This window comes from Faecalicoccus sp. LCP19S3_E2 (assembly GCF_052121255.1).
GTDB lineage: Bacteria > Bacillota_I > Bacilli_A > Erysipelotrichales > Erysipelotrichaceae > Faecalicoccus.
The window spans coordinates 1-23,187 of sequence record NZ_JBQKEP010000015.1 but is presented as its reverse complement, the minus strand read 5'-3'; the positions used below and the strand labels follow the sequence as shown (position 1 = coordinate 23,187).

The 23,187-nt window shown below is 37.6% G+C and carries 23 protein-coding genes and 3 tRNA genes; 22 read left to right on the top strand and 4 right to left on the bottom strand.

Going from position 1 to position 23,187, the window contains the following annotated elements; genetic code table 11:
* Nucleotides 1-103: 103 nt before the first annotated feature.
* The 10 genes from ACTQX6_RS10995 (at nt 104) to ACTQX6_RS10950 (ending at nt 8,525) form a co-directional block, all read left to right on the top strand.
* Nucleotides 104-550, top strand: a complete 447-nt coding sequence (locus tag ACTQX6_RS10995) for a DUF3284 domain-containing protein (RefSeq protein WP_195222543.1) — start codon at nt 104-106, stop codon at nt 548-550.
* Nucleotides 547-2,586, top strand: coding sequence for a BglG family transcription antiterminator (locus tag ACTQX6_RS10990; protein ID WP_320863124.1), 2,040 nt, complete (start codon nt 547-549; stop codon nt 2,584-2,586). The genes ACTQX6_RS10995 and ACTQX6_RS10990 overlap by 4 nt, the downstream gene beginning before the upstream one ends.
* Nucleotides 2,587-2,724: 138 nt before the next feature.
* On the top strand, nt 2,725-3,165 hold the full coding sequence (locus ACTQX6_RS10985) for a PTS sugar transporter subunit IIA (RefSeq protein ID WP_320863123.1): 441 nt from the start codon (nt 2,725-2,727) through the stop codon (nt 3,163-3,165).
* A 14-nt stretch (nt 3,166-3,179) separates the two neighbouring features.
* On the top strand, nt 3,180-3,656 hold the full coding sequence (locus tag ACTQX6_RS10980; RefSeq protein ID WP_320863122.1) for a PTS sugar transporter subunit IIA: 477 nt from the start codon (nt 3,180-3,182) through the stop codon (nt 3,654-3,656).
* 13 nt (nt 3,657-3,669) lie between these two features.
* On the top strand, nt 3,670-3,948 hold the full coding sequence (locus ACTQX6_RS10975) for a PTS sugar transporter subunit IIB (protein ID WP_022790308.1): 279 nt from the start codon (nt 3,670-3,672) through the stop codon (nt 3,946-3,948).
* 15 nt (nt 3,949-3,963) lie between these two features.
* Nucleotides 3,964-5,370: a PTS galactitol transporter subunit IIC gene (locus tag ACTQX6_RS10970; RefSeq protein WP_168966125.1), complete on the top strand. Its 1,407-nt coding sequence runs from the start codon at nt 3,964-3,966 to the stop codon at nt 5,368-5,370.
* 15 nt (nt 5,371-5,385) lie between these two features.
* Nucleotides 5,386-6,399 (top strand): Gfo/Idh/MocA family protein, encoded by a 1,014-nt coding sequence (locus tag ACTQX6_RS10965; RefSeq protein ID WP_320863121.1) that lies wholly within the window; start codon nt 5,386-5,388, stop codon nt 6,397-6,399.
* A gap of 18 nt (nt 6,400-6,417) precedes the next feature.
* Nucleotides 6,418-7,302 (top strand): aldose 1-epimerase family protein, encoded by an 885-nt coding sequence (locus ACTQX6_RS10960; RefSeq protein ID WP_441657520.1) that lies wholly within the window; start codon nt 6,418-6,420, stop codon nt 7,300-7,302.
* A 33-nt stretch (nt 7,303-7,335) separates the two neighbouring features.
* A complete protein-coding gene (locus tag ACTQX6_RS10955; protein ID WP_320863120.1) occupies nt 7,336-8,007 on the top strand; it encodes a triose-phosphate isomerase in 672 nt (223 codons plus the stop codon).
* An 11-nt stretch (nt 8,008-8,018) separates the two neighbouring features.
* A complete protein-coding gene (locus tag ACTQX6_RS10950; protein ID WP_320863119.1) occupies nt 8,019-8,525 on the top strand; it encodes a YjbQ family protein in 507 nt (168 codons plus the stop codon).
* A 46-nt stretch (nt 8,526-8,571) separates the two neighbouring features.
* On the opposite strand, the gene ACTQX6_RS10945 is transcribed toward ACTQX6_RS10950, so the two are convergent.
* Complete coding sequence (locus ACTQX6_RS10945) at nt 8,572-9,780, bottom strand: MalY/PatB family protein (RefSeq protein ID WP_320863118.1); 1,209 nt, start codon at nt 9,778-9,780, stop codon at nt 8,572-8,574.
* Nucleotides 9,781-9,916: 136 nt separating this feature from the next.
* On the opposite strand from ACTQX6_RS10945, the gene nadA reads away from it, so the two are divergent.
* The 4 genes from nadA to ACTQX6_RS10925 are packed head-to-tail and all read left to right on the top strand — an operon-like array spanning nt 9,917 to nt 14,350.
* Entirely contained in the window at nt 9,917-10,825 is a 909-nt protein-coding gene (nadA, locus tag ACTQX6_RS10940; RefSeq protein ID WP_320863117.1) for a quinolinate synthase NadA, read from the top strand.
* Nucleotides 10,822-12,954, top strand: a complete 2,133-nt coding sequence (locus tag ACTQX6_RS10935) for an L-aspartate oxidase (RefSeq protein ID WP_441657519.1) — start codon at nt 10,822-10,824, stop codon at nt 12,952-12,954. The genes nadA and ACTQX6_RS10935 overlap by 4 nt, the downstream gene beginning before the upstream one ends.
* Before the next feature lies 1 nt (nt 12,955).
* Nucleotides 12,956-13,456 (top strand): transcription repressor NadR, encoded by a 501-nt coding sequence (locus ACTQX6_RS10930; RefSeq protein WP_168966139.1) that lies wholly within the window; start codon nt 12,956-12,958, stop codon nt 13,454-13,456.
* A gap of 9 nt (nt 13,457-13,465) precedes the next feature.
* On the top strand, nt 13,466-14,350 hold the full coding sequence (locus ACTQX6_RS10925; protein ID WP_320863116.1) for a CPBP family intramembrane glutamic endopeptidase: 885 nt from the start codon (nt 13,466-13,468) through the stop codon (nt 14,348-14,350).
* A gap of 234 nt (nt 14,351-14,584) precedes the next feature.
* Here ACTQX6_RS10925 and ACTQX6_RS10920 read toward each other — a convergent pair.
* Nucleotides 14,585-14,660: transfer RNA gene (locus ACTQX6_RS10920), tRNA-Ala, on the bottom strand.
* A 27-nt stretch (nt 14,661-14,687) separates the two neighbouring features.
* Nucleotides 14,688-14,764 (bottom strand) — tRNA-Ile (locus tag ACTQX6_RS10915).
* Between the two features lie 412 nt (nt 14,765-15,176).
* On the opposite strand from ACTQX6_RS10915, the gene ftsX (ACTQX6_RS10910) reads away from it, so the two are divergent.
* From ftsX (ACTQX6_RS10910) to ACTQX6_RS10885, 6 genes are all read left to right on the top strand, one after another.
* Entirely contained in the window at nt 15,177-16,076 is a 900-nt protein-coding gene (gene ftsX, locus ACTQX6_RS10910) for a permease-like cell division protein FtsX (protein WP_117446585.1), read from the top strand.
* Complete coding sequence (locus tag ACTQX6_RS10905; protein WP_195222531.1) at nt 16,073-17,440, top strand: murein hydrolase activator EnvC family protein; 1,368 nt, start codon at nt 16,073-16,075, stop codon at nt 17,438-17,440. The genes ftsX (ACTQX6_RS10910) and ACTQX6_RS10905 overlap by 4 nt, the downstream gene beginning before the upstream one ends.
* A gap of 12 nt (nt 17,441-17,452) precedes the next feature.
* Entirely contained in the window at nt 17,453-18,136 is a 684-nt protein-coding gene (gene ftsE, locus ACTQX6_RS10900; protein ID WP_117446584.1) for a cell division ATP-binding protein FtsE, read from the top strand.
* Nucleotides 18,133-19,035, top strand: a complete 903-nt coding sequence (gene ftsX / locus ACTQX6_RS10895; protein WP_022790609.1) for a permease-like cell division protein FtsX — start codon at nt 18,133-18,135, stop codon at nt 19,033-19,035. Before ftsE ends, ftsX (ACTQX6_RS10895) begins: the two co-directional genes overlap by 4 nt.
* Nucleotides 19,036-19,050: 15 nt before the next feature.
* The gene (locus tag ACTQX6_RS10890) at nt 19,051-20,493 is read left to right on the top strand and encodes a S41 family peptidase (RefSeq protein ID WP_441657518.1); all 1,443 of its coding nucleotides are present in this window, start codon (nt 19,051-19,053) and stop codon (nt 20,491-20,493) included.
* Between the two features lie 89 nt (nt 20,494-20,582).
* A complete protein-coding gene (locus tag ACTQX6_RS10885; RefSeq protein ID WP_117446581.1) occupies nt 20,583-20,765 on the top strand; it encodes a hypothetical protein in 183 nt (60 codons plus the stop codon).
* A 42-nt stretch (nt 20,766-20,807) separates the two neighbouring features.
* Here the strand turns inward: ACTQX6_RS10885 and ACTQX6_RS10880 are convergent, their stop codons facing one another.
* Nucleotides 20,808-21,122: a hypothetical protein gene (locus ACTQX6_RS10880; protein WP_117446580.1), complete on the bottom strand. Its 315-nt coding sequence runs from the start codon at nt 21,120-21,122 to the stop codon at nt 20,808-20,810.
* Between the two features lie 173 nt (nt 21,123-21,295).
* Between ACTQX6_RS10880 and ACTQX6_RS10875 the strand changes: the two genes are divergently transcribed.
* Nucleotides 21,296-22,546, top strand: coding sequence for a peptidoglycan bridge formation glycyltransferase FemA/FemB family protein (locus ACTQX6_RS10875; protein ID WP_181965631.1), 1,251 nt, complete (start codon nt 21,296-21,298; stop codon nt 22,544-22,546).
* Between the two features lie 91 nt (nt 22,547-22,637).
* Nucleotides 22,638-22,713, top strand: a tRNA-Asn gene (locus ACTQX6_RS10870).
* Nucleotides 22,714-23,187: the final 474 nt, after the last annotated feature.

The following is a 23,187-nucleotide window of genomic DNA, read 5'->3' as shown; positions in this document are numbered from 1 at the left end:
TCTAAGGAAGTGTTTATTTTTTTGCACTTTTTGTTGAGGTTTTCGAGTTTTTCATTTAATTTATAATAAGATAAATAAAAAATAGTTTGAAAAGAGGGATATTATGGTTGTAGAAAAAGAATTAAAAGTCAGTGCGGAGGCATTTTTTAATGAGATTACGAAGTCGATCTTAGGAGATATTCGCCGACAAACGGGTAAAAAAGTACATGCCAGTCAATTAAAGACAGGAACTAATTATAAAAAGAAAATACCAGGTCGTCCATCTTCAAATGCTGAGGTAAAAGTAAAAATTTTGGCATGCGAACCTAATACTTTGTATAGCTCCAGCTTTACCAGTTCTATCGATGAGACGATTACAACATATGAAATTTTTTCTTTAGATACAGATCGTATTCTAGTACGTTATACAGAAGAATATCGATTGTTACGTAAAACATCTAGATTGTTTGATGAAAGCCGATATATGGAAAAACGTTCTCAGAAGCGAGGATTAAAGCTTCTCAAAAAGATAGAAGATACTATACTTAATGATCAACAGGAGTCTGTATGATCAATATTGATGAAAAACAGAAGCGAATCTTGCAGTTGTTATGTCAAAATGATGAATATGTGTCTTTAGAATGGTTGCAAGAAACTTTATCGGTTAGTAAAAGAACCGTTTATTATCTGATCAATAAGATTAATGATACTTTAGCCGTATATCAAATTGCCCCAATTCAGAATAAGCGTGGAGCCGGTTATTATATTGAAAATGAACAAAAGAAACAAATTCAATCGCTTTTTACAGAATCATTAGTTGAATCTTCTTTGAAAGCAGAAGATCGTATTCAGTTTTTGATTTGTTGGTTACTCTATCCGGACAAAGTTATTCATGTTGAAACTATTATGGAATGCTTTGGAATCTCAAGAAATTCTGTGTTTTCAGATTTGAAAAAGCTAAAAACAGAGATTCAAAAATACCATTTGGATTTGGTGTATAGTCCAAAGGAAGGATATAGACTGCAAGGAATTCCGGCTAATTTCCATGCGATATTTTTGCACTATATCACGATTTTGTTACAAAAAGTGTCATATCGAGAAATTTTCTTTTTGAATGTTTCAGAAGTTGAATTATACTATAGAAGACTTCTTAGTATTTCAGATCAATTAGGAAATGAATATAAAGGCGATAATTACTTATTGGCAATTTCTTGTTTGTTATCGATTACACATCATACAAATGAAAAATTTGATTTTTCTTTACTGGAATTAAAAGATTTAGGAAAAACGAAAGAATTAAATCTAATTGATGAGATGTTTCAGGATTTCAATGTACATGAACGATTGTATCTTGCTATTTATTTACTTGGTTCGAAAGCTGGAAATACTGTTGCATACAAAGATGATGAAAAAGACATTGAATTATTCGAACTGGCTCAAGTATTAACGGAGAAGTTCGAAAAAGTCTCTAGAATACGTTTTTCAGATAAAAATGAACTGATTAATTCATTGTATCTTCATTTCAAGCTATCTTTATATTATTATAAAATTTCTATACAGATAATGAATCCATTTACGGTAGATGTGAAGAAAAATTATCCAGATCTTTATGAAATCGTAAATACATTATGTATAGAAAATGAAGATGTATTTCCTTTTCCCTTATCAGAAGGTGAAATTGTCTATATTACAATTCATTTTGGTGGACATATTCGAAACGAATCTAGTTATCTTTATCGCAAGATGAGAGTTTTAATTGTATGCCCAAGTGGTATATCGACTTCTGTTCTTTTGCGAAAAGAGATTGAGAACTCATTTGCAAATATACAAGTTGTGGATTCCATTGCCGTTGCGGATATACCGGATACGGTAAAAGATATTGATTTTATTATTTCAACAGTTGATATCCAGGCTCAAGTTCCATGTATTAAAGTACATACCATTTTATCAAGAGAAGATAAATCAAGAATTGCTTCTTTAATTTCATTAAATGAAAACACATATAGTAATAATCCTAATGGTATAGAGGAACTTTTGAACATTGTGTATCGTTATGTAGATCCTAAAGACCATGAAAATGTAAAAACAGATATTATACAATTTCTACAGAATGGAAATCCTCTTCTGCAAATCAATGAAACTTCACAATATAGGCTTTGTGAAGTGCTGAATGTTGATGATATCATATTGGCAAATAAGCAAATGGGGTGGGAAGAAGGCATTAAGATTGCAAGTCGTCCACTTTTAAACAATGGATATATTAAACCCAATTACATAAAGTCAATGATTAATTTGGTTTGTGATTATGGTCCTTATTTTGTATTAAGAAATGGTGTAGCTTTAGCTCATGGAAAGTCTAATGAAGGGGCTAATATGTTAGGCTTGTCTCTTTTGGTGAACAAATCAGGTGTTCTTTTTGAAGACCTGGAAGTAAAGCTTTTGTTTGTTTTATCAAGTCCAGATCAAAATAAGCACCTTCGCCTTTTACGAGATATTATGGTGCTCTCTGAAAATGAAAGGATCGTTCAGAAAATTTTAGAACAAACTACAACAGCTCTCGTACATGAAAAAATTGAATTGTTGTATCATGATATTGCAAAGAAGTGAATTATAAAATTTAAGAGTCCAGGAGATTGCACTTTTAAGTTCAATCCTCTTGGACTTCTTTTGCACTTTAGAGGTTGCTAGAATAGAGACTGTAAATAGGTGCATCTTTTACAAATAATGGGAAGGGGATTGATAAGAATGGATGATTGCTTATTTGATTCAAATACGATTCAAGTTATGGATCATATTGATTCCTTATCGAAAGGTATTGAATTAGGGGCAAAACTGTTGTTGGACAATGGTTATACCGAAAGCAGTTATTCGGCTGCTTTATTGCGAAATTTCGAAGAATACGGAAGCAAGTTTATGGTGTCCCCCTTTATCATTTTGCCCCACGCTAGGCCTGAACAAGGAGTTTTAAAAAGTGGAATATCTATAATACTCTTGCAACAGTCATTTTATTATAGAGAATGTTACGAGCCGATTCGTCTTATCGTCATATTAGCTGCTCAGGATTCGAAAACACATTTGCGTTTTCTAAAAACATTATCAGAAATCTTTATGAATGAACAAAAATTAAAACGAGTCTTGAGTTCTCATACAAAAGAACAGCTTTATATGGAACTGACGGATTGCTGATGATGAGGAAATGTATGGAAAAGTTAGAAAAATTTAGTTTTATTCCGGAGTTGATTCAAACAAATCTAAAAGCAAAGAATTCGGATGAAGTCATTGACAGTTTGTCAAAAAAGATGGAAGAAAGAGGCACTGTGCAAGAGGGGTATGCAGACTTAGTAAAAGAAAGGGAAATTGAATTTCCTACAGGACTTAGAACCCCAGGTGCAGTTATAGCAATGCCTCATGCATTCGATAAAAGAAATCATGCCAGTTATGTTGCTGTCGGTGTCCTTGAAAAACCGGTACACTTTCGAAATATGGAAGATTTTGAAGAAGAGCTTTCAGTTGAAGTCGTCTTTTTATTGGCAATTGATGAAAAAAAAGAACAGATGTCTATGCTTCAAGTTTTGATGAAGATATTCCAGGATAAGGAATTACTGGAAGAAATAAAGAGTATCAAGACCAGTGAGGAAATCTGTCAAAAATTGAATGCATTTTTACAAAAGATTTAAAAGGAGAGTGCTTATGAAAACTGTTATTGTAGCTTGTGGTGCTGGATTGGCAACTTCCAGCATGGTAAAACAGAAAATTCAAGACATTTTTAAAAAGAATGGAATTTCTGCAAACATCATTCAATGTACGCTAAATGAAGTAGAAACATATGATGATAAAGCAGATTTAATTATTACAACAATGCGTGTCAGAAAAAAATTTAAAGCACCTGTTATTTCGGGAAGTGCTTATCTATCCGGAGTTAATGAAGAACAGGTGACACAACAAATAGTAGATGCATTGAAATCATAATAGCAGGAGGAGTATATGCAAGTCGTAATGGACGTTATTGCCTATATAGTTAATCTAGGCAGTTATATTTTCGTACCAATGCTCATGTGTGTAATCGGACTTTTATTTGGATTAAAAATTCCAAAAGCGATCAAAGCCGGTGCTACAGTTGGTATTGGTTTGGTTGGTGTCAGTATTGTTGCTACATTAACATCAGATTCTTTAGGACCAGTGATCAATATTGCCATCGAAAGATTAAATTTGCACTTAACTAGTATTGATGTTGGTGGTTCTCCAGCAGCAGCTGTTGGTTTTGGTGGATTGATTGCAGCTACTTTGATTGTATTGATCATTGTAACAAATATCGTTTTGGTTGCCTTAAAACTGACAAATACTGTAAATGTTGATATTTACAATTTCTGGTATTTTGCCATTACTGCAGGTTTCGTTAATATTTTGACAGGAAGCTTCTGGTTAGGTATCTTAGCCGGTGTTTCACATGCAATCCTTGGCTTAAAAGTTGCGGATATCATGGCGCATCGAACCCAGGAAATCATAGGTATTGAGGCTATTTCAATTCCGCATGGATTTGCCGCAGCCAGTGCCCCTTTGTTCCTGTTGTTGGATAAAGTTTATGATCATATTCCATTCTTGGCACATCGTCCAATTGATGAAAATAGTTTTGACACTGAAGAAAAGAAGAGTGTTGCAAGCTACATTGGAGCAATCTTTGGTGATCGTATTTATCTAGGTTTGATTATGGGGTTGTTTTTTGGTATCGTTGCTGGATATGATTTCAAGGGAATTGCTGATGTAACAATTAAGACAGCAGCTATCATGGAATTATTCCCAACGGTTGTTAAGATGCTGGTTAATGGTTTGATTCCGATTTCTAATCAAGCAAAAGCATTCTTTACAAAACACTTCCCGGATCGTGAATTGTATATTGGTTTGGATTCCGCAGTAACAATTGGTCATCCCGTTACAATTTCTGTTGGGTTCTTAATGATTCCAGTATTCTTGATTGTTGCGGCTATCTTGCCAGGAAATACAACATTGCCATTAGGAGAACTTCCATTTGCTGCATTCTATGTATGTTTCGCAACAATTGTACATCGTGCCAACAAACGTCGTACGATTATCTCTAGTTTGATTTTTATTCCAATCGTACTGTTAGTATCTAGTTGGGCTGCTCCATTATTTACACAACTCGCAACAGGTGCAGGTTTAGATCTTGTTGCTCAGGGACAGCAGGCTACAACTATGGCTTTAGGAAACTTATTTATCTTTATTCCAACTTTACTTGCTGAGATTCCGATGGCTGGACCAATCATTCTTGTCGTTGTCGATCTATTGGCTATTTTTGGCGGAAAGAAACTGGAAAAGTATTACGCAAAAGAAGATCAGAAATTTGAAGAAACAATTGGAACTGAATCAGCTTAATAAGAGGGTGAGTGTATGTCTAAAATTAAAATTGGCGTTGTAGGTGCCGGAATTTATGGAAACTATCATATTCATACTTATACATGTGATAAAAATGTAGAAAAAGTTGTATTTTGCGATTTGAATGAAGAACGTAAAAAAGCAACTGCTGAAAAATATAATGTAACTGGATACAGTACAGTAAAGGAAATGATTCAAAATGAAGAATTGGATGCTATTAGTATCGCAACTCCAGATCCATATCATTTCGAACCTCTAAAAGATGCTATTGAAGCAGGTATCAAAAATATTTTAGTGGAAAAGCCGCTGGCAACTTCTGTTGAAGAATGTGAAGAAATTGTTCATCTGGCAAAGGAAAATAATGTCAAAATTTCTGTTGATTTCCATAAGAGATGGGATCCTGCCTATAATTGTATTCGTGATGAAATTAAAAAAGATGGTGACCGAATCATTCGTGGATACATGTCTTTGGATGATATCATCGATGTACCGGAAAAATGGTTTACATGGACAAATAAATCATCACCGGTGTGGTTCTTAGGTGTTCATTGCTACGATTTGATTCGTTACATTACCGGCAGTGAAGTAAAAACAGTTTATGCAGTAGGCAATAAGACGGTTTTAAAAGAAAAAGGCTATGAAACATGGGATAGCATTCAGGCTACATTGACTATGGAAGATGGAAGTCACTGGGTTGTTGAAACTGGATGGATCTTGCCAAATACCTTCCCTAAATCAAATGACGGACAGCTGATTGTTTTAACGGAAAAGAAATATTTCAAGAATGAATCTTATCGAGGTGTAAAACAATATACAGATGTGAAGGAAAGCCTGCCAAATTATATCTTTATGAACTTTGGTGAAAATTCCGCAAGCGGATTTGGATTGGAGCCTATGCAGGAGTTTGTACAGGATATAGTAGATGGTAATGAGTTTAGAACCAGTGCCTATGATGGATTACAAGCTTCTAGAATCGCAGCTGCTGTACATCAATCAGCTGAAACTGGTGAAATTGTAACATTAGATTAATAAAAAGGGAGCAGAAATATGATTACGATTGAATCTGATGTTTTAAGAATACAGATTGATCCAATGGGTGCACAATTATCCTCCATTTATCATAAGCAACATAAGCTGGAATATTTGTGGCAAAAAGATCCAAGTTACTGGAAAAGCTCTGCTCCCGTTGTTTTTCCAGTCATTGGAAAGTTGACAGAAGGTAAGTATCGTTATCGCGGAAAGGAATATGAATTAAAGTCGAATGGATTGATTCGATATAAAATGATTGATGTAAAAGATCAGGGAAGTGATTTTGTTGAGTTTATTTATGAACCGGACGAGGAAGATTTAAAACGGTTTCCATTTCCCTGCCAAGTGCTTTTGCGCTATCAGGTTGAAAAAAATAAATTGATTGTACGCGCAAAAATAACGAATACCGGTGATGGAGACTTGCATTATTTTTATGCAGGACATCCAGGTTTCAATGTTCCATTATATGATCATGAATCTTGTGACGATTATTATGTGGAATTTGAAAAGAAAGAAAACATGGATATATATGAAGTTTGCGAAACTGGACAGCTTTTAAATAAGAAAGAACAGTTCTTTGCACATGAGAATCGTTTCTTTGTCCGCAAGAACCTCTTTCTGAAAGAAGCGCTTGCGTTTGTTCATCCATCATCAGATAGTTTGATGATTAAAAGCATTAAAAATGATCATTTTATAAACGTAAACTTTTCTGGATTTGATAATGTAGCTGTTTGGTCCCCCTATATTCCTGATAAAGATCTTCGATTTATCTGTATAGAGCCATGGATCGGACATACTGAATTTAAAGGATTTCAAAAAGATTGGGATGAACATGAAGAAATAGCGGTTTTACATCCACGAAAATCGAACACACATGTTTTTTCCATTGAAATTGATGAATAAGGGGATTGTAAGATCTCCTTTTTTGGAGGTATTATGCGAAGAATCTTTAGTATTAATCCAAAATCTTATTTATATGGGGAAGAATTATTGGAACTAGCTTTGTATGCAGATAAATTAGCCGAAGGGAAAAATTTAGATGTTTTCTTTACAGTGCCTTATGTCCATATACAACAGCTTGTGCAAAATACAAAACATTTGATCATTACTGCACAAGCAATGGATCCCATTCAGCCAGGACAAAGCATGGGAAAGATTCTTCCAGAATCACTTGTCGAAGTAGGATGTAGAGCTGTGGTTTTAAACCATGCGGATAAGCCTATGACAACTTCTGAATTGGTTAAAGCGGTAAAGATTACCCGTCGCCTGCATTTAAAAACAATGATATGTGCTGGGGATCCGGAAGAAGTAGAGATGATATCCACTTTACGTCCGGATATCATGATTTGTGAAACAGAGGATCGTATAGGGCAGCAAGTATCTGCATCTGCGACATATATGGCAGAAACTAAACGTATTATCTCCAAACATAGTCCGCACACAAGAATTATTCAGGGTGCAGGTATGACAGATAAAAAAGATATCTTAAAAGCAATTGTCAATGGTGCAGATGGAGTAGGCTTAACTTCTGGAATCATAAAAGCAGTGAATCCTTTTGCTCGTTTAAAAGAGTTGATGGATTGTTTAGCCACCGTAGGATTAGAATAGAGGAATTTAATATGTTTATAAAAAAGGTTTCTTTAAAGACAGAATGGAATCGAGTTACTTTCGTGAATTTGACAGAACAGATAGAAAGCTTTATTAAAGAAGCAGGTGTAAAAGACGGCATGCTTCTTGTACAATCTCTACATACGACATGTTCTGTATTTTATGAGGAAATGGTACATGATTTGGATGGCTTAGGATATGATTTTTTACAACATGATTTAATTAGAGGGTTAAATAAAATTTTTCCCAAACAGCTTTTGTACGATGCAGATTATAAATATCCAGGTCCAAAGCACAGAAAACTTTCTTATGAGCAACATGAGGAATATCGAGCCAATCCAGCCATTTTACTAAATGCTGATGCACATTTAAAGGCTACCTTATTAGGCTCTAGTATTATGGTAACGATTGAAGATGGTAAAATGTTGACCGGTGAATTTGGAGATATATATTTTGTGGATTGGGACACTAACAGAGAGCGAAACAGGACTTGTGTTCTGTCTATAATTGCACAATGAGAAAAGAGTATTTGTATGAAAACTTGTACAAATACTCTTCTTTTACTTATAGAGAATTTTCTTCTGAGAACACGAAATCCGATAATCGCTGCATGGCTTCTTTGACTTTAGAAAGCGGTAATGCCAGATTCATACGAATCGTATTTTCTTTCTGGAAAGGTCTTCCATCCTGCCATAACACACCGACTTCTATTCCTTTTCTGAGCAGCTCATCAAGACTGATTTCCTGTTCCTCTAAATACTCTGTGCAATCCAGATACAACATATAGGTTCCTTGTGGCCTGGCCACTTTAATTCCTTTAAAGTGGGATTGGATATAATCGAGTGCATAGTCAATATTGTTTTGGATCGTTTCGCAAAGCTCTTTTACCCATTCTTTTCCTTCTTGGCTATAAGCACCTAACAATGCATAAATGGAAAAAATGTTTGGTGAATTATAATGAGATGCGTTTTCTACACGTAAAACTTCTTCTTTGATGATAGGATTATAAATAATATGGTAGGAGCCTACAAGGCCGGCCAAGTTAAAGGTTTTAGATGGTGCGTATAAGGCAACCGTTCTTCCTCGTGCATCTCTTGAAATCGATTGTGTTGGGATATGTTGATGACCCGGCAAAATCAAATCGCTCCATATTTCATCACTGATGACAATACACTGATTGTTTCGATAAACCTCCATGGCCTTTTCAATTTCTTCTTTTTCCCAAACACGACCGGTTGGATTGTGTGGTGAACAAAAGATACAAACTTTAATTTGATGGGCTTTGATCTTACGATCCATATCTTCATAATCCATACGCCAAATTCCATTTTCATCCTGAATCAAATCGGAGTGAATGATCGTTCGATCTAAATTCTTTAAAGTCTTGGTGAAACCAATATAGGTGGGCGCATGAACCAAAACGGGTTCTTTTTTAGCGGTATAAGCTTGAACAACACTGCTGAGGCCGCCTAATACACCATTTTCATAGCCAATATGTTCTTTCTTTACAAGCAGGTTATTTTGTGATTTCTGCCAGGAGATAATGGCATCATAATAAGCATCCGGAATCGTAAAATAACCAAAGTGAGGTTCATTTAAACGTGAAAAAATGGATTCTTGAATGGCAGGAAGTACCGGAAAGTTCATGTCGGCTACCCACATCGGAATCTTTGAAAAGCCCTCTTTGACTGTCGCATCCGAGATAGGCAAGCTGTCAACGGCCAAGGCATCGTGTCCTTCTCGATCAAGGATCGTTGTAAAATCATATTTCATTTTCATCTCCCCCTTTATGATTAAGTGTATCATGTTTTCTTTGATTCGAATCAAAGTATTCTTTTAAATTTACTGTCTTGTCAGTTGACTTTACACATTGTATAATGTCCTAGACAATCTTTAGGAGGATACCAACATGTCAATGAAGGAAGATATACAAAAGCTAAAACAAGAGAAGAATGCGATTATTTTAGCTCATTATTATGTTGAAGGAGATGTGCAGGATGTTGCGGATTTTGTCGGTGATTCATTTGCACTGGCAAAAAAGGCAAAGGAAACCGATGCACAAATTATCGTTTTTGCCGGTGTTCGCTTTATGGGAGAGAGTGCCAAGATCTTAAATCCAGATAAAAAGGTACTGATGCCGGATATGAATGCCGATTGTCCTATGGCACATATGGCGGTTGTTTCCAATATTCGTAAGATGCGAAAAGAAGTTGATGATCTTGCGGTCGTCTGTTACGTCAATTCAACGGCTGAACTAAAAACATTGAGTGATGTCTGTGTGACCAGTTCCAATGCGGTAAAGATCGTCAGGAACTTACCACAAAAGAATATTTATTTTATCCCGGATCAGCATTTGGCCTCTTTTGTAAAGGAACAGGTTCCGGAAAAGAATGTGATCTTAAATGATGGTTATTGTATTACACATCATCGCATGTCTAAAGAGGATGTTTTACAAGCAAAAGAAAAGTATCCAAAGGCATTGGTCTTAGTGCATCCCGAATGTAAAAAGGAAGTGGTTGAGCTGGCCGATTATGCCGGCAGCACGGCAGGGATTTTACAGTATGCGACTAAGAGTGAGCATACCGAATTTATCATCGGTACCGAGATGGGTGTGCTCTACGAACTGAAAAGACAAAATCCGAACAAAAAATTTCATATTATGAGCGATAAGCTTGTCTGTGTCAATATGAAAAAAGTGACTCTGGATAAAGTGTATGATGTCTTATCGAATGAAAAAAATGAAATCGTGTTAGATGAAGAAGTTATGGTTAAAGCTAAAAAGTCCATGGATGCGATGTTGGAGATGGCCAAGGCATGAATGTGATTCAAACCGATATTTTGATCGTAGGAACAGGATGCAGTGGACTCTTTGCGGCTTTACATGCGCCCAAGTATAAAAAAGTGCTTTTGATCTGTAAGACGACTTTGGAAGAAAGTGATTCGTTTTTGGCACAGGGTGGTATATGTGTACTGAAGGATCCATCGGATTATGAAAGTTTTTTTAAGGATACGATCAGAGCCGGTCATTATAAGAACCGCAGACAGTCTGTGGATATCATGATTCAATCCTCGCCGGATGTCATTGCCGAGCTGGAAAGCTATGGTGTTCGATTCACAAAAGATGCGCAGGGAAATTTTGTCTATACCAAAGAAGGCTGTCATTCACATCCTCGCATCTTGTTTCATGAAGATATTACAGGTAAAGAGATCACTTCTCATTTATTAGAGGAAGCAAAGAAACGTAAAAATCTGACGTTTATGGAAAATACTACGATGTTGGATATCTTGGAAGAAGACAATACTTGTTATGGCATAGTTGCGAAGAAAGAAGAAGAGTTGTTTGCGATACAAAGTAATTTTACCCTTTTGGCAACCGGAGGAATCGGCGGACTCTTTAACAATTCAACAAATTATCCGCATTTGACCGGAGATTCGTTAGCCATTAGCCTTCGTCATCATATCGCACTGGAGAATCCGGATTATATTCAGATCCATCCGACAACGCTGTATTCCAAGAAAAAAGGAAGACGTTTCTTGATCAGTGAAAGTGTGCGCGGGGAAGGGGCAAAGCTCTATGATAAATACGGCAAACGGTTTGCCGACGAGGTTTTGCCAAGGGATCTTTTAACACAGAAAATCTATCAGCAGATGAAAAAAGATGATACGCCCTTTGTATGGTTGGATATGACCGTGTTGGGTAAAGAACAAATCCTTTCTCACTTTCCGCATATCTATCAACATTGCCTGCAGGAAGGCTTTGACTGCACAAAAGAATGGATTCCCGTTGTGCCGGGACAGCATTATTTTATGGGCGGTATTCATGTCGATGCGTATTCCAGAACGACGATGGATCAATTGTATGCGATCGGCGAAACCGCATGTAATGGTGTGCACGGGGAAAATCGTTTAGCCAGCAATTCCTTACTGGAGTCTTTGGTCTTTGCCCGAAGAGCTATGAAGGATCTAAGCATCAAAACAGCGAAAATATGTTTAAATTTTGAGAAGCTGATTCAAACGACCATGAAAGATCTGGATGTTACAAAATATGCATCGATGGTACGAGAGGTCATAAAAAGGAAGAAAGAAGGTAGAAAAATGAATTCCATTACTATGTCCATGAATGTGGATACTTTGATCTTACAGGCATTGCGTGAAGATGTGACAAGTGAAGATATTACCACCAATGCGATCATGAAAGGCTATCAATCAGGAAGTGTACAGTTGATTTGTAAGGAAGATGGCATCATTGCCGGACTTCCGGTTTTTGAAAGAGTTTTTCAGTTGGTGGATTCTAAGACAGAAGTGTCTTTCTTTTTCAATGATGGGGATCATGTACACAAAGGAGAGGTCGTTGCGGAAATCTATGGGGATATTCGCTCTTTATTGACGTCAGAAAGAACAGCATTAAATTATCTGCAGAGAATGTCAGGCATTGCGACCTATACAAGACAGACGGCCGATCTTTTAAAAGGAACGGGCATTCGTTTGTTGGATACCAGAAAAACAACGCCGAATATGCGTGTATTTGAAAAATATGCGGTAAAAGTCGGTGGAGGTTATAATCATCGTTATAACTTGAGCGATGGAATTCTTTTAAAAGATAATCATATCGCTGCAGCCGGAGGAATTCGTCAAGCGGTAGAGCTGGCCAAAGAATATGCCTCCTTTGTGCGAAAGATTGAAGTTGAAGTTGAAAATATGGACATGGTCAAAGAAGCCGTAGAGGCTGGTGCGGATATCATCATGTTGGATAATATGAGCATTGATCAAATGAAAGAGGCTGTACAGTATATTCAGGGTAGGGCCTTAACAGAATGCAGCGGAAATGTCACAAAAGAAAACATCGCCGCTTTAGCATCTACCGGTGTGGATTATATCTCCAGTGGGGCTTTGACACATTCCTCTAAGATCCTTGATCTTTCTTTAAAGAATCTAAAAGCGGTGTAATATGAAAAAAGAAGAACGATTAAAAGCTTTGGAACAGAAGCTGAAGGAAAGCCCGCAGCCTTTATCCGGGGACAAGCTTGCGAAAAGTCTTCATGTATCCAGACAGGTCATCGTGCAGGATATCGCTTTACTTAGGGCATTGAACATGCCAATCATTTCCACAAACAGAGGCTATATCTTGCCCAATCAGGAATATTCGATGGTAGTCAAGGTCAATCATTCGATGGAGCAGATGCAGCAGGAGCTTGAAACGATCGTAGATTGTGGGGCGACAGTTCATGATGTATTTGTGGAACATGCGACATACGGAAAACTGGAAGCCAAACTTTCTCTTTCCAGCCGCCGAGATGTCAAAGAGTTTCTAAACCAGATTCAGCAGGGAAAAAGCCAGCCTTTGAACAATTTAACGCAAGGCATTCATTATCATACCATTACCGCTCGTTCGCAAGATATTTTGGATGAGGTCAAAAAGTCTTTAGACAAAATGGGCATACTTTGTTAGAATGAGCCTATGCAGATAGAACTTTTTACAAGGGCAAAAAAAGAATTTCGCAATATCTCCGCTTTGATGTTGATGCATGGGATCTTACCCTATATTTGTTTAGCGGTATTTTCCTTTCTGATGCGTTTTTTGCCTCTTCCATTTTACGGAAGGTATCAAATCATGATTTTATTAGCTTATCTTATTCCGATGTTCTTGACAGCTTTCATGGCCGGGATAGGGGCAGTGTGGTTGCGTCCTTCTTTTGATGGATTGTCAAAGAAAGTAAAAGGAATGGGAAAATATCTGGTTTTTCTATTGGGGTTGAATTTCTTTTGTTCAATCACATATTCTTTGATTCATGCGATTCTAGGCATGATACATGGCTCTGTTGGCAGTGGAATACAGACTTTTTTTACCGGAAACATACTCTTTGATGGTTTGATCCTTCTCTATATTGTTCTTCTGGGGCCTTTTTTTGAAGAGATCTTATTTAGAGGTATCATACTGAGAACTTTAGATCAATATCATAGAGTGTTTGCGATATTGGTCAGTTCCATGTTGTTTGCGATGATGCACTTAAACCTTCAACAAGGCATTACTTCATTTTTTATCGGATGTTTTTTGGGGTATGTAAGTTTAAAAGAGAATTCTATGCGTATTCCTATTCTTTTGCACATCTTAAATAATTTGGTCGCCTTACTGATGAGTGTTCCTATTCTTTCAATTTTATGTTTATTGGGAATGTTTGCCTGCTTTGTCGGAATGGTTTATCTATTATATAAATATGGAAACCGAATTTCAGAATTGTTTAAACAGGAATATTGCACGTACAGATACGGAAAGATGTTTTTTACCAGATGGACGACCATCTTGTATATAATCTTCTTTGCAGGGGTTGTTATGTTCTTGTAAGGTGATGAAGTTTATCTTATAAGATAGAAATGATAAAAATCTATGAATGGATCACAGCATTAAAAAGCTGGTGATATCAAAGGGAGAACTAGAATTGGCTCTCCCTTTTTTGATGGTATGATTTGAATTTCTTAACGAAAAAGATTTCTAAAGAAGGATAAGGTCTTACGAATTATTACTTGATAAAACATTATAAATAAAAAAAGTCCTTTATCTAAAGGACTTATTGACATATGGTGGAGCGTAGGAGGATCGAACTCCTGACCCCCTGCGTGCAAAGCAGGTGCTCTCCCAGCTGAGCTAACACCCCACAAAAGTGGTTTTGCAGAAAACAAAATGGTGGGCCTGAATGGATTTGAACCAGCGACCTCACCCTTATCAGGGGTGCGCTCTAACCAACTGAGCTACAGGCCCATTTGCTGACTGCTCAATAATAATAGCATTTGCTACTGTATGTGTCAAACATTTTTTCAAAAAATTTATAAAAATTTTTAAGCGTGTTTTCATGGTGTAATTTCATTTTATAGCCTATAGAACAACTGTGTTAAGTGTGCTATGATGGACGAAGGTAAAATCAAAACAAACAAAAATAACATCTCTGACTAAGATGTTATCCTTGTTTCATATTTATTGTTTTTTAGGAGAGAGATATGAAGGGTTTTTAACGTGTTCCCTGAACACACTTATACTATAAGGGAAAGTTTTCAAATAAATAATAGATTATCATGTGAAAGTATGTGAGGCAAAAGCGTATTTTGTAAAATTATGGACTTTTTTTGGTTTTTTTTCAAGTATGATATAATGTCAAAGATTGGATGTGGGATAGATGCTTTTATTCTTTAAATGTTTACCACGATTGTTCCGTCAGGCTAATAAAGATATGCGGCGTCATTTTGCGCTGACCTTTTCTTCGATCTTGGTGATTGGGATTGCGTTGTTGATCTCTATGCTGATGATCGTACTGGCATGGAATGTTTCGGGTTTTACAAAAAATATAGAAGAACAGCTGGTCATTCAGGTTTCTATCAATCCGACAATGAGTGAAGAGAATATTCAATCCTTGGAAGCTGAACTGAAGGATATAAAAGGGGTAGATAGCGTTCGGTTCAGCGATAAGGATGAAGAGCTGGATCAGCTGATCGAAGATTATGGCGAAACCTTTGAACAATATGCAGGCGACAAAAATCCACTCTATGATGTATTTATCATCGAGTTAAGCGATAATACACAAATCGATTCCATCACCGGCAAAATCAGTAAGATGGATGGTGTTGTGGAAGCTACTTACGGAACTGGTGCCGTTAATACGATGGTGCATTTATTCGCAAGTCTTCGTTATGGGGGATTGATCTTTATTGTAGCACTGATCTTTTTGTCCATTTTCCTGATTCGCAATACGATCAAGATGACCATTCAGGTGCGAAAAGATGAAATTCGCATCATGCGACAGGTGGGAGCGGCTAACTGGTACATTACATTTCCTTTTATGCTGCAGGGAATGTTAAACGGTTTTATCGGTGCTTTAGGTCCTTGTTTATTATGTGTATTTGGATATACTGCGTTATATCAGTCCTTTGGTGGAATGTTTATGTCGGATATGTTTGTTTTGATCAAACCATTTCCGTTTACTTTAATTATCAGTGCCATACTACTGGCCATCGGTGTATTTGTAGGGATGATCGGTAGTTATTTGGCAAGTCGAAAGTATTTGAGGTGGACACGATGAAAAAAAGAAATCTAATCAGTCTTTTATCCGCAGGTGCTTGTGCATTGGCTTTTGCGATGCCGGTTCATGCGGAGGATTATTCAAATACCGATGCGTGGGTCGCACGTTGTTCGCAGCCGCAATCATCTGCAGATGGTGTGAAAGCATGCCAGGCTTTTCAGGATTATCAGCAGCAGCGCTATGATCAGCTGCAGGAAGATATAAAACAATATAGTAAAGATATCGCTTCTTTAGAAGAAGATACAGATAAGATGGAGCAGCTGGCCAAAACGCAAAAGGAACTGCAGGAACAGCTGGAAGGACAGATCCAGGAAAAGGAAAGTGCCATTCAGAAGATTGAAGAAGAGATCAAGGCTCTGGAACAAAAGATTCAGGAGAAGCAGGAAGAAATTGATGCCTGGGATGAACAGATCAAATCCAGAATGCAAAATGAGCAGTCCAGCACGGGTACGAATATGTTGATCGATCTGGTGATGGGTTCGCAGGACTTAAATGATATGCTTCGTCGTCTTTCCGGTATTGAAAGAATTACGGAAGATGATCAACATCAGATTGAACAGCTGAATGAATTAAAGGAACAGCTGGACCTGCAAAAATCAGAACAGGTGCGTTTAGAAGAAGAGACCAAATCGCAGCAGGATCAGTTAAAATCGCAACAGCAGCAGGCTAAAGAGCTTGAAGAATCGTATAATCAGCTTGTTGAGCAGTATGAGCAGCAAATGGCACAGTTGCAGGCGGCCAAGCGGGCGGCGTTCAACGATATTGAATCCATTCGCTCTAATATGATTTCCGTAAGCTATTCGGGAACGTTGGTCAATGTAGCCGGCTTTGTTTCACCGATCACCGGTGGTCGTATGTCGGCCGGTACATGGGCATATCCGGGAGGCGGATTGCATTTAGGTATGGATTATGCGGTACCGATTGGAACACAGGTCGTAGCACCGGCCGATGGAGTTATTTTATATGCCAACAATCCTGCTCCCAGCAACGGAGGCTATCTGGGAAACTGGACAGGTTATCCATATGGTGGAGGAAATACTGTTGAGATGGTCTGTATGGTTAATGGAACAACATATGCGGTAAGCTTTGCACATTTGTCACGCGAAGGCTTTGCGGTTAGTGCCGGACAAAGCGTCAGTCAGGGCCAGGCTATCGCATTGACGGGAAATTCAGGAAACTCCAGTGGCCCTCATTGTCATATTGAAGTCTATAATTTAGGAAATATGAGTTTGGAAGAGGCGGTATCTCGCTTCTCTTCATCCGCTGATTTCGCATGGGGTACCGGTTGGAATTCGACGGCGACTGCCTGTGAAAATGGATATAGTACGCCGTGCAGGGAAAGACCGGAGAAATTCTTTGGATAAGGAGTCGTGTTTATGATTGAATTAAAAAATGTCACAAAATCATATCCCAATGGAGTTCATGCGTTAAATCGAGTGTCTTTGACAATTGAAGATGGCGAATTCATCTATATCATCGGTCCTACCGGATCGGGAAAAAGTACGATCATTAAGATCTTGAATGGTGAAGAGGTGACGGATTCTGGTCTTGTATTGGTCGATGGAGTCGATGTGGGATCTTTAAAACACAGAAAGGTTCCGTATTATCGTCGAAATATCGGCTGTGTATTTCAGGATTATCGTCTTCTTCCTACCTTGACAGTACAGGAGAATATTGCCTTTGCCTTAGAGGTATTGGGTATTTCTAAAAAAGAAATTCGATCTCGTGTCGATGAGGTTTTGGAGCTGGTCGATCTTAAAAACAAGGCCAGAGCCTATCCCAATGAGCTTTCCGGAGGGCAGCAGCAGCGTGTTACGATCGGCAGAGCGATTGCGAACAACCCAAAACTGTTGATTGCCGATGAACCAACAGGGAATCTGGATCCGGAAAAATCACTGGAGATCATTGCCCTGCTGGAAAAGATCAATCAATTGGGAACGACGGTTTTGATGGTTACTCATGATATCGTACTGGTTGAAAAGTTTAAAAAAAGGACAGTGACACTGGATCAAGGTTATGTTGTGAAGGATTCTAAGAAGGGTGGATATATCAGCTTATGAAACGCTTGTTGAATCTGTTTTGGTATGAACTGAAATATGCGTTTCGCGGCATTCGAAAACATCTTCTTTTAACTTTGTCTGCCATCAGCGCTATGGCAGTTTCTACATTATTGATCGGTTGTTTTTTATTGATCGGTTTGCATGTAGATCACTTCGCCACCAATGTGGAACAGGACATGAGCGTGCATGTGGTTTTAGATTCTGAAGTAAGTGACGACGATCAAATCGATGCCGTTGAAAAAGAGATTCAAAAGCTATCCAATGTGGCCTCCGTCCGATTTTCCAGTAAAGATGAGGAGCTGGAACTGATGATTCAGGAAAAAGGAGAAGCCTTTAGCTTATATAGAGGGGAAGAGAATCCTTTATCCCATGCCTTTTTTGTGGAGGTAAAAGACAGCTCTGCGATTGAAAAAACAGCTGCCAGTATTGAGAAAATCGATGGCGTCAGTTCGGTTGCCTATGGTGGTTCCAGCGTGACGCGTTTGGTTGATTTATTGGATATGGTTCGAAAAATTGGATATGGTGTGGCGGTTTTATTGTTGATTCTGTCACTTTATCTGATATACAATACGATACGTACAACAATTTATTCACGACAGGATGAAATCAAGATCATGCGTACAGTCGGTGCTACCAATGCTTTTATTCGCATTCCCTTTGAAGTCCAGGGAATTTTGATTGGTCTGATTGGAGCTTTGATTCCGTTTCTGTTGATCTTTTTTGGATATCCGGTCGTATATGAACAAATGGATGGCGTATTGTTTGCCAGTGTTTTCTCATTGGTAAGCGTAACGCAGGTACGATGGCTTTTGGGACTTGCGATGCTTGGCTGCGGGCTTGTCATTGGTATTCTTGCCAGTTTGCTGGCAGTTGGTAAAAGCTTGAAAGCCAAACGTTAAACAAGGGGGAACGATATGAAAAAGGCAGCCAAAAAAGAATACACCCTGACGATCGTCATTGTGGTTCTTTGTTTATTATTCTTTGGCTTGGGTGTTTCGGTTCCTTTGATCTTTGATCGAAGCTCGAAACAAGAAAATACATCGGAAAAAGAAAAGTTTGATGCGATTTATTCCTTGTTGACAAACGAGTGGTATTTTTCAAAGGATGTAGAAGATCTTGATCAAAAGCTCGTGGAAAAAGCCATTGAAGGTATGACAGACTTAGAAGAAGATCCGCATACACAATACTTTGATTTAGAGAGCGCCAAAGCATTTTCTGATACGTTAGAAGGATCGAATGTAGGATTAGGTATTTCCTATTTTTTAAACGATCAGGATCAATTTGTGATTCGAGACGTATTTTTGAATTCTCCGGCAGAGCAGGCCGGTTTGAAAAAAGGAGATATCATTACGGATGTAGATGGACTTTCCTGCGCAGAAAGTGACTCTCAAAAGATTCTCAAGCGCATCCAGAGCAAGGAAGGAAAAAGTATCGAGATTGTCTATTTACGTGATGGTCAATCCAATACGGTAAAGATCACACCAACAGAATATGATCAGACTGTTGTTTGTATGCTTCATGAAGACCAAGGCTATGGCGAGATCATCTTGACAAGCTTTTCCGAGCATAGCGGAGAAGACTTCTCCAAAGCTATGGCAAGATTACAGAAAGCCGGAATCAAGAAGGTTGTTTTAGATTTAAGAGGGAACACAGGCGGCTATTTGAGCGCTGCGGTAGATATTGCCAGTTCCTTATTGCCTGGTGGTAGTGTGATTTTTCAGGAGGAACAAAAGGATGGCACGACAACAAGCCAAAGTACGAATGATGACTATGGCTATGTACCAATGGATCAGATCGTTATTCTTCAAAATGATACAACAGCCAGTGCCAGTGAAGCTTTGATTGGCGCTTTGCGGGATAACTTAGCGGATAAGGTTGTAACGATTGGAACTACTTCCTATGGAAAAGGAACCGAGCAGACGACCGATCCGTTTAGTGATGGAACCAGCATCAAATATACGATTGCCAAGTGGCTGACACCTAACGGCGATTCGATTCATGAAAAAGGCTTTACGCCGGATATAGAAGTACAACCGGAGGATGTATCAAAGATCAGCTATACGACATCTTTAGAAGAGGAAACCATCACAAAAGATACAGTGCATGCCAATGCGAGCGCTCTACAGCAGTTTTTAAAGTATCTGGGATATTCCGTTGATCGAACCGATGAATATTTCAGTCCGGCATCCAGTGAAGCATTAAAACAGTTTCAATCCGATAACGGACTTTCTCCAACCGGCGATTGTGATCCGGATACCTGGCAGGCACTAAAGCAGAAGGCATTATTAAAATATAATGAAGAAACATTAGTTTCGGATGTGCAGCGAGATCGCGCTATTCAGGAAATTACAAAGTAAGGCAGTTGTTTAGATGACTGTCTTTTTTTATTGTGACATAAATCATGTTTCTTTTTAGAGGATAATCTAAGTCAGAAACGAGGTATATGATGTTACGATTACGATTTAAGATTCGTTTATTGTTGGTTGGCATGAGTTCATTGGCACTTTATACCGGTGTGCGTATTGGCTTGGAAGCCCATGGAAACGGACTGTATTTTTTATTATGCATATTTCCATGGATATGTGTTCTTGGCTGGTCTGCCATCGGAGGTCCATTAAAAATCAAATAAAAAGCCGATTGTATTTAAAATACTTTATCGGCTTTTTACAAGTTATTCTAACCATCCAAGCGGTGTTGTATAGATATATTGCCATGTATCATAATCATGGTCATATTCTTCATAGCTGGCTTCGTAAACGATACGAACGTTAAAATCTTTATTAAAAGATAAATTCTGGTAAATCACATTGTGTCCTACGTTTTTATCATCCAGCTTCATTCCTGTCAAATCGATCATTTCATCGGATAGATCCATTTTCTCAATAGCTTGTGCAATCTCTCTTTCACTCATATCCGATTTTAATGGAGAATCTACACCATTTTTTGATAAATATTCAGGAAGCTCTTCAAATTTTTTATATTGCATATATTTTACCTCATTTCACGTATGCTATGGTAAAACGACAGGTTTAGTGATGTCAATCTTAATGCATATCCTTTTATTCTTATGGATCTTAGTTTGTTGATTTAATGTTCTAAATAGACTCTGAGACAAAAATCATTTATAATAAAGTGTATACCTAAAAAATGGAGGGTAAAATGAAGTTAATTTCTCTAACAAAAGAAGAATATCAAATATACACAGAACAAAACTGCAATCCGGATTTTCTACAGTCTGTCTATGCCGCCAATAAAATGTTACACGACGGATGGATCGTTGAATATTACAAGGCGGTCGAAAATGAACAGATCGTTGCGGTATTCATGATTGGTTATGTACACCTTTTGCGTTTTTTCTATTATGCCTATATCCCAAGAGGTTTCTTTATTGACTATGAAGATCAACAGGCTTTGAAAAAAGTAACGGCAGAAATCAAAAAAATGTTGAAAAAGAAAAAAGTGATCTATTTAGAGATAGATCCTAAGATTCCTTTGTACCAGCATGATAAAAATGGTGATCTTGTTCCAAATGGTTTTAACAATGAACATATCATTGAGAACATCAAGCAGGCCGGCTTTGATCATTATCCTTTAAAACAAGGCTATGATGTTTCCAAACAATGCCGATGGATCTCATTGATTGATTTAAGAGGAAAGACTAAGGAAGAAGTTTTTGCCGACTTTAGTACAAGAACCAGAAATGACATACGTACTGCACAAAAATATGGAGTAAAGGTTAGAGCTCTAAAAGAAGATGAATTGTCGATCTTAAATTATATGGAGCAGGAAGCCGGACAGCGCCATGATTTTGAGACAGTATCCATGGATACTTTTAAGACGATGCATGAAAGTTATAAAGGACACATACAAACACTCTATGCATATTTAGATTTAGATGTCTATGAACAAAGTCTGGAAACAGAAAAAGAGCCGTTAGAAAAAGAAATCAGCGAATTACATGTATTCTTAGAAAAGAATCCAAACTCCAAGAAAAAACAAAATCGCTTAAAAGTAGCGATGGAATATTATGAGTCGCTGCAAAAGAAATCTGAAGAAATTACTACACTCAGAGAAAAGTATGATAAAGAAGTTCCTTTAGCCGGATCAATGTTTGTGAAGTTTGGACGTGAGGTAGTGTATTTGTATAGCGGTATGGATTACCAGTTTAGAACTTTTAGAGGTGCTTATGCGATACAATGGGCTATGATCCAGCAAGCCATTGATGAAGGATACAGTTACTACAATATGTTAGGCATCAGCGGTTTCTTTAAAAAAGGGGAAGATGGCTACGGTGTCTTTGATTTTAAACGAGGCTTTAACGCCTGTGTTGTTGAGTATATCGGTAACTTTACCCTTCCTGTTTGTAATCTTCTTTATAAAATTGGTATGCGCAAACAAAATAAAGAATAGAGTCAAAATCACAACTCTATTCTTTTTTTGTAATTTTTTAAATTTTAGTATTGCAAATAGGGGGATGTCATGCTAATATAATTAAGCAGTTGCCTGAATAGCTCAGTCGGTAGAGCATCCGGCTGTTAACCGGCAGGTCACAAGTTCGAGTCTTGTTTCAGGCGCCATTGCAAGTAAACACTTTCACTAAAATCTGCTTTATATAAAGCATCGTGTGGTTGCGAATTTAGGAAAGTGTTTTTATTTGGGCTATTTTAGACACCCGTTCGACACCCGAGCATTTTTTTGCGGTGATTGTCTTAAATACGGAGTCTAGAGTGGCCTTTTTTTCTTCGTCTTCCAGATGTGTGTAAAGACTTAAAGTGGTATTGATATTGACATGGCGCATCAAAATAGGATCAATCCATAAAAATAGAAACAAAGAGGGTCTATGAAGATTAAATTCGATATCATATCCTATTTTATTGATGTATTTTATAAGAAAACAATTGAATCAAATACTACTATTTTGATAAGATATGCTTAACTGCGTCGCTTAACCTTCAATTTGTTGATATGACATAAATAGTGTCGAATCAGACAGTATTTTATAAGTACAGAGAAACGAGGTACTTATATGTTGATGAATACTAGTTCTGATT

Coding starts and splice junctions, on each gene's coding strand:
- ftsX (WP_022790609.1), top strand. CDS start 18,133: ATGAAACGCTTGTTGAATCTGTTTTGGTATGAACTGAAATATGCGTTT.
- ACTQX6_RS10925 (WP_320863116.1), top strand. CDS start 13,466: ATGCAGATAGAACTTTTTACAAGGGCAAAAAAAGAATTTCGCAATATC.
- ACTQX6_RS10905 (WP_195222531.1), top strand. CDS start 16,073: ATGAAAAAAAGAAATCTAATCAGTCTTTTATCCGCAGGTGCTTGTGCA.
- ACTQX6_RS10890 (WP_441657518.1), top strand. CDS start 19,051: ATGAAAAAGGCAGCCAAAAAAGAATACACCCTGACGATCGTCATTGTG.
- ACTQX6_RS10965 (WP_320863121.1), top strand. CDS start 5,386: ATGTCTAAAATTAAAATTGGCGTTGTAGGTGCCGGAATTTATGGAAAC.
- ACTQX6_RS10945 (WP_320863118.1), bottom strand. CDS start 9,780: ATGAAATATGATTTTACAACGATCCTTGATCGAGAAGGACACGATGCC.
- ACTQX6_RS10950 (WP_320863119.1), top strand. CDS start 8,019: ATGTTTATAAAAAAGGTTTCTTTAAAGACAGAATGGAATCGAGTTACT.
- ftsE (WP_117446584.1), top strand. CDS start 17,453: ATGATTGAATTAAAAAATGTCACAAAATCATATCCCAATGGAGTTCAT.
- ACTQX6_RS10980 (WP_320863122.1), top strand. CDS start 3,180: ATGGAAAAGTTAGAAAAATTTAGTTTTATTCCGGAGTTGATTCAAACA.
- ACTQX6_RS10970 (WP_168966125.1), top strand. CDS start 3,964: ATGCAAGTCGTAATGGACGTTATTGCCTATATAGTTAATCTAGGCAGT.
- ACTQX6_RS10960 (WP_441657520.1), top strand. CDS start 6,418: ATGATTACGATTGAATCTGATGTTTTAAGAATACAGATTGATCCAATG.
- ACTQX6_RS10995 (WP_195222543.1), top strand. CDS start 104: ATGGTTGTAGAAAAAGAATTAAAAGTCAGTGCGGAGGCATTTTTTAAT.
- ACTQX6_RS10975 (WP_022790308.1), top strand. CDS start 3,670: ATGAAAACTGTTATTGTAGCTTGTGGTGCTGGATTGGCAACTTCCAGC.
- ACTQX6_RS10985 (WP_320863123.1), top strand. CDS start 2,725: ATGGATGATTGCTTATTTGATTCAAATACGATTCAAGTTATGGATCAT.
- ACTQX6_RS10930 (WP_168966139.1), top strand. CDS start 12,956: ATGAAAAAAGAAGAACGATTAAAAGCTTTGGAACAGAAGCTGAAGGAA.
- ftsX (WP_117446585.1), top strand. CDS start 15,177: ATGCTTTTATTCTTTAAATGTTTACCACGATTGTTCCGTCAGGCTAAT.
- ACTQX6_RS10935 (WP_441657519.1), top strand. CDS start 10,822: ATGAATGTGATTCAAACCGATATTTTGATCGTAGGAACAGGATGCAGT.
- ACTQX6_RS10875 (WP_181965631.1), top strand. CDS start 21,296: ATGAAGTTAATTTCTCTAACAAAAGAAGAATATCAAATATACACAGAA.
- ACTQX6_RS10955 (WP_320863120.1), top strand. CDS start 7,336: ATGCGAAGAATCTTTAGTATTAATCCAAAATCTTATTTATATGGGGAA.
- ACTQX6_RS10990 (WP_320863124.1), top strand. CDS start 547: ATGATCAATATTGATGAAAAACAGAAGCGAATCTTGCAGTTGTTATGT.
- ACTQX6_RS10885 (WP_117446581.1), top strand. CDS start 20,583: ATGTTACGATTACGATTTAAGATTCGTTTATTGTTGGTTGGCATGAGT.
- ACTQX6_RS10880 (WP_117446580.1), bottom strand. CDS start 21,122: ATGCAATATAAAAAATTTGAAGAGCTTCCTGAATATTTATCAAAAAAT.
- nadA (WP_320863117.1), top strand. CDS start 9,917: ATGTCAATGAAGGAAGATATACAAAAGCTAAAACAAGAGAAGAATGCG.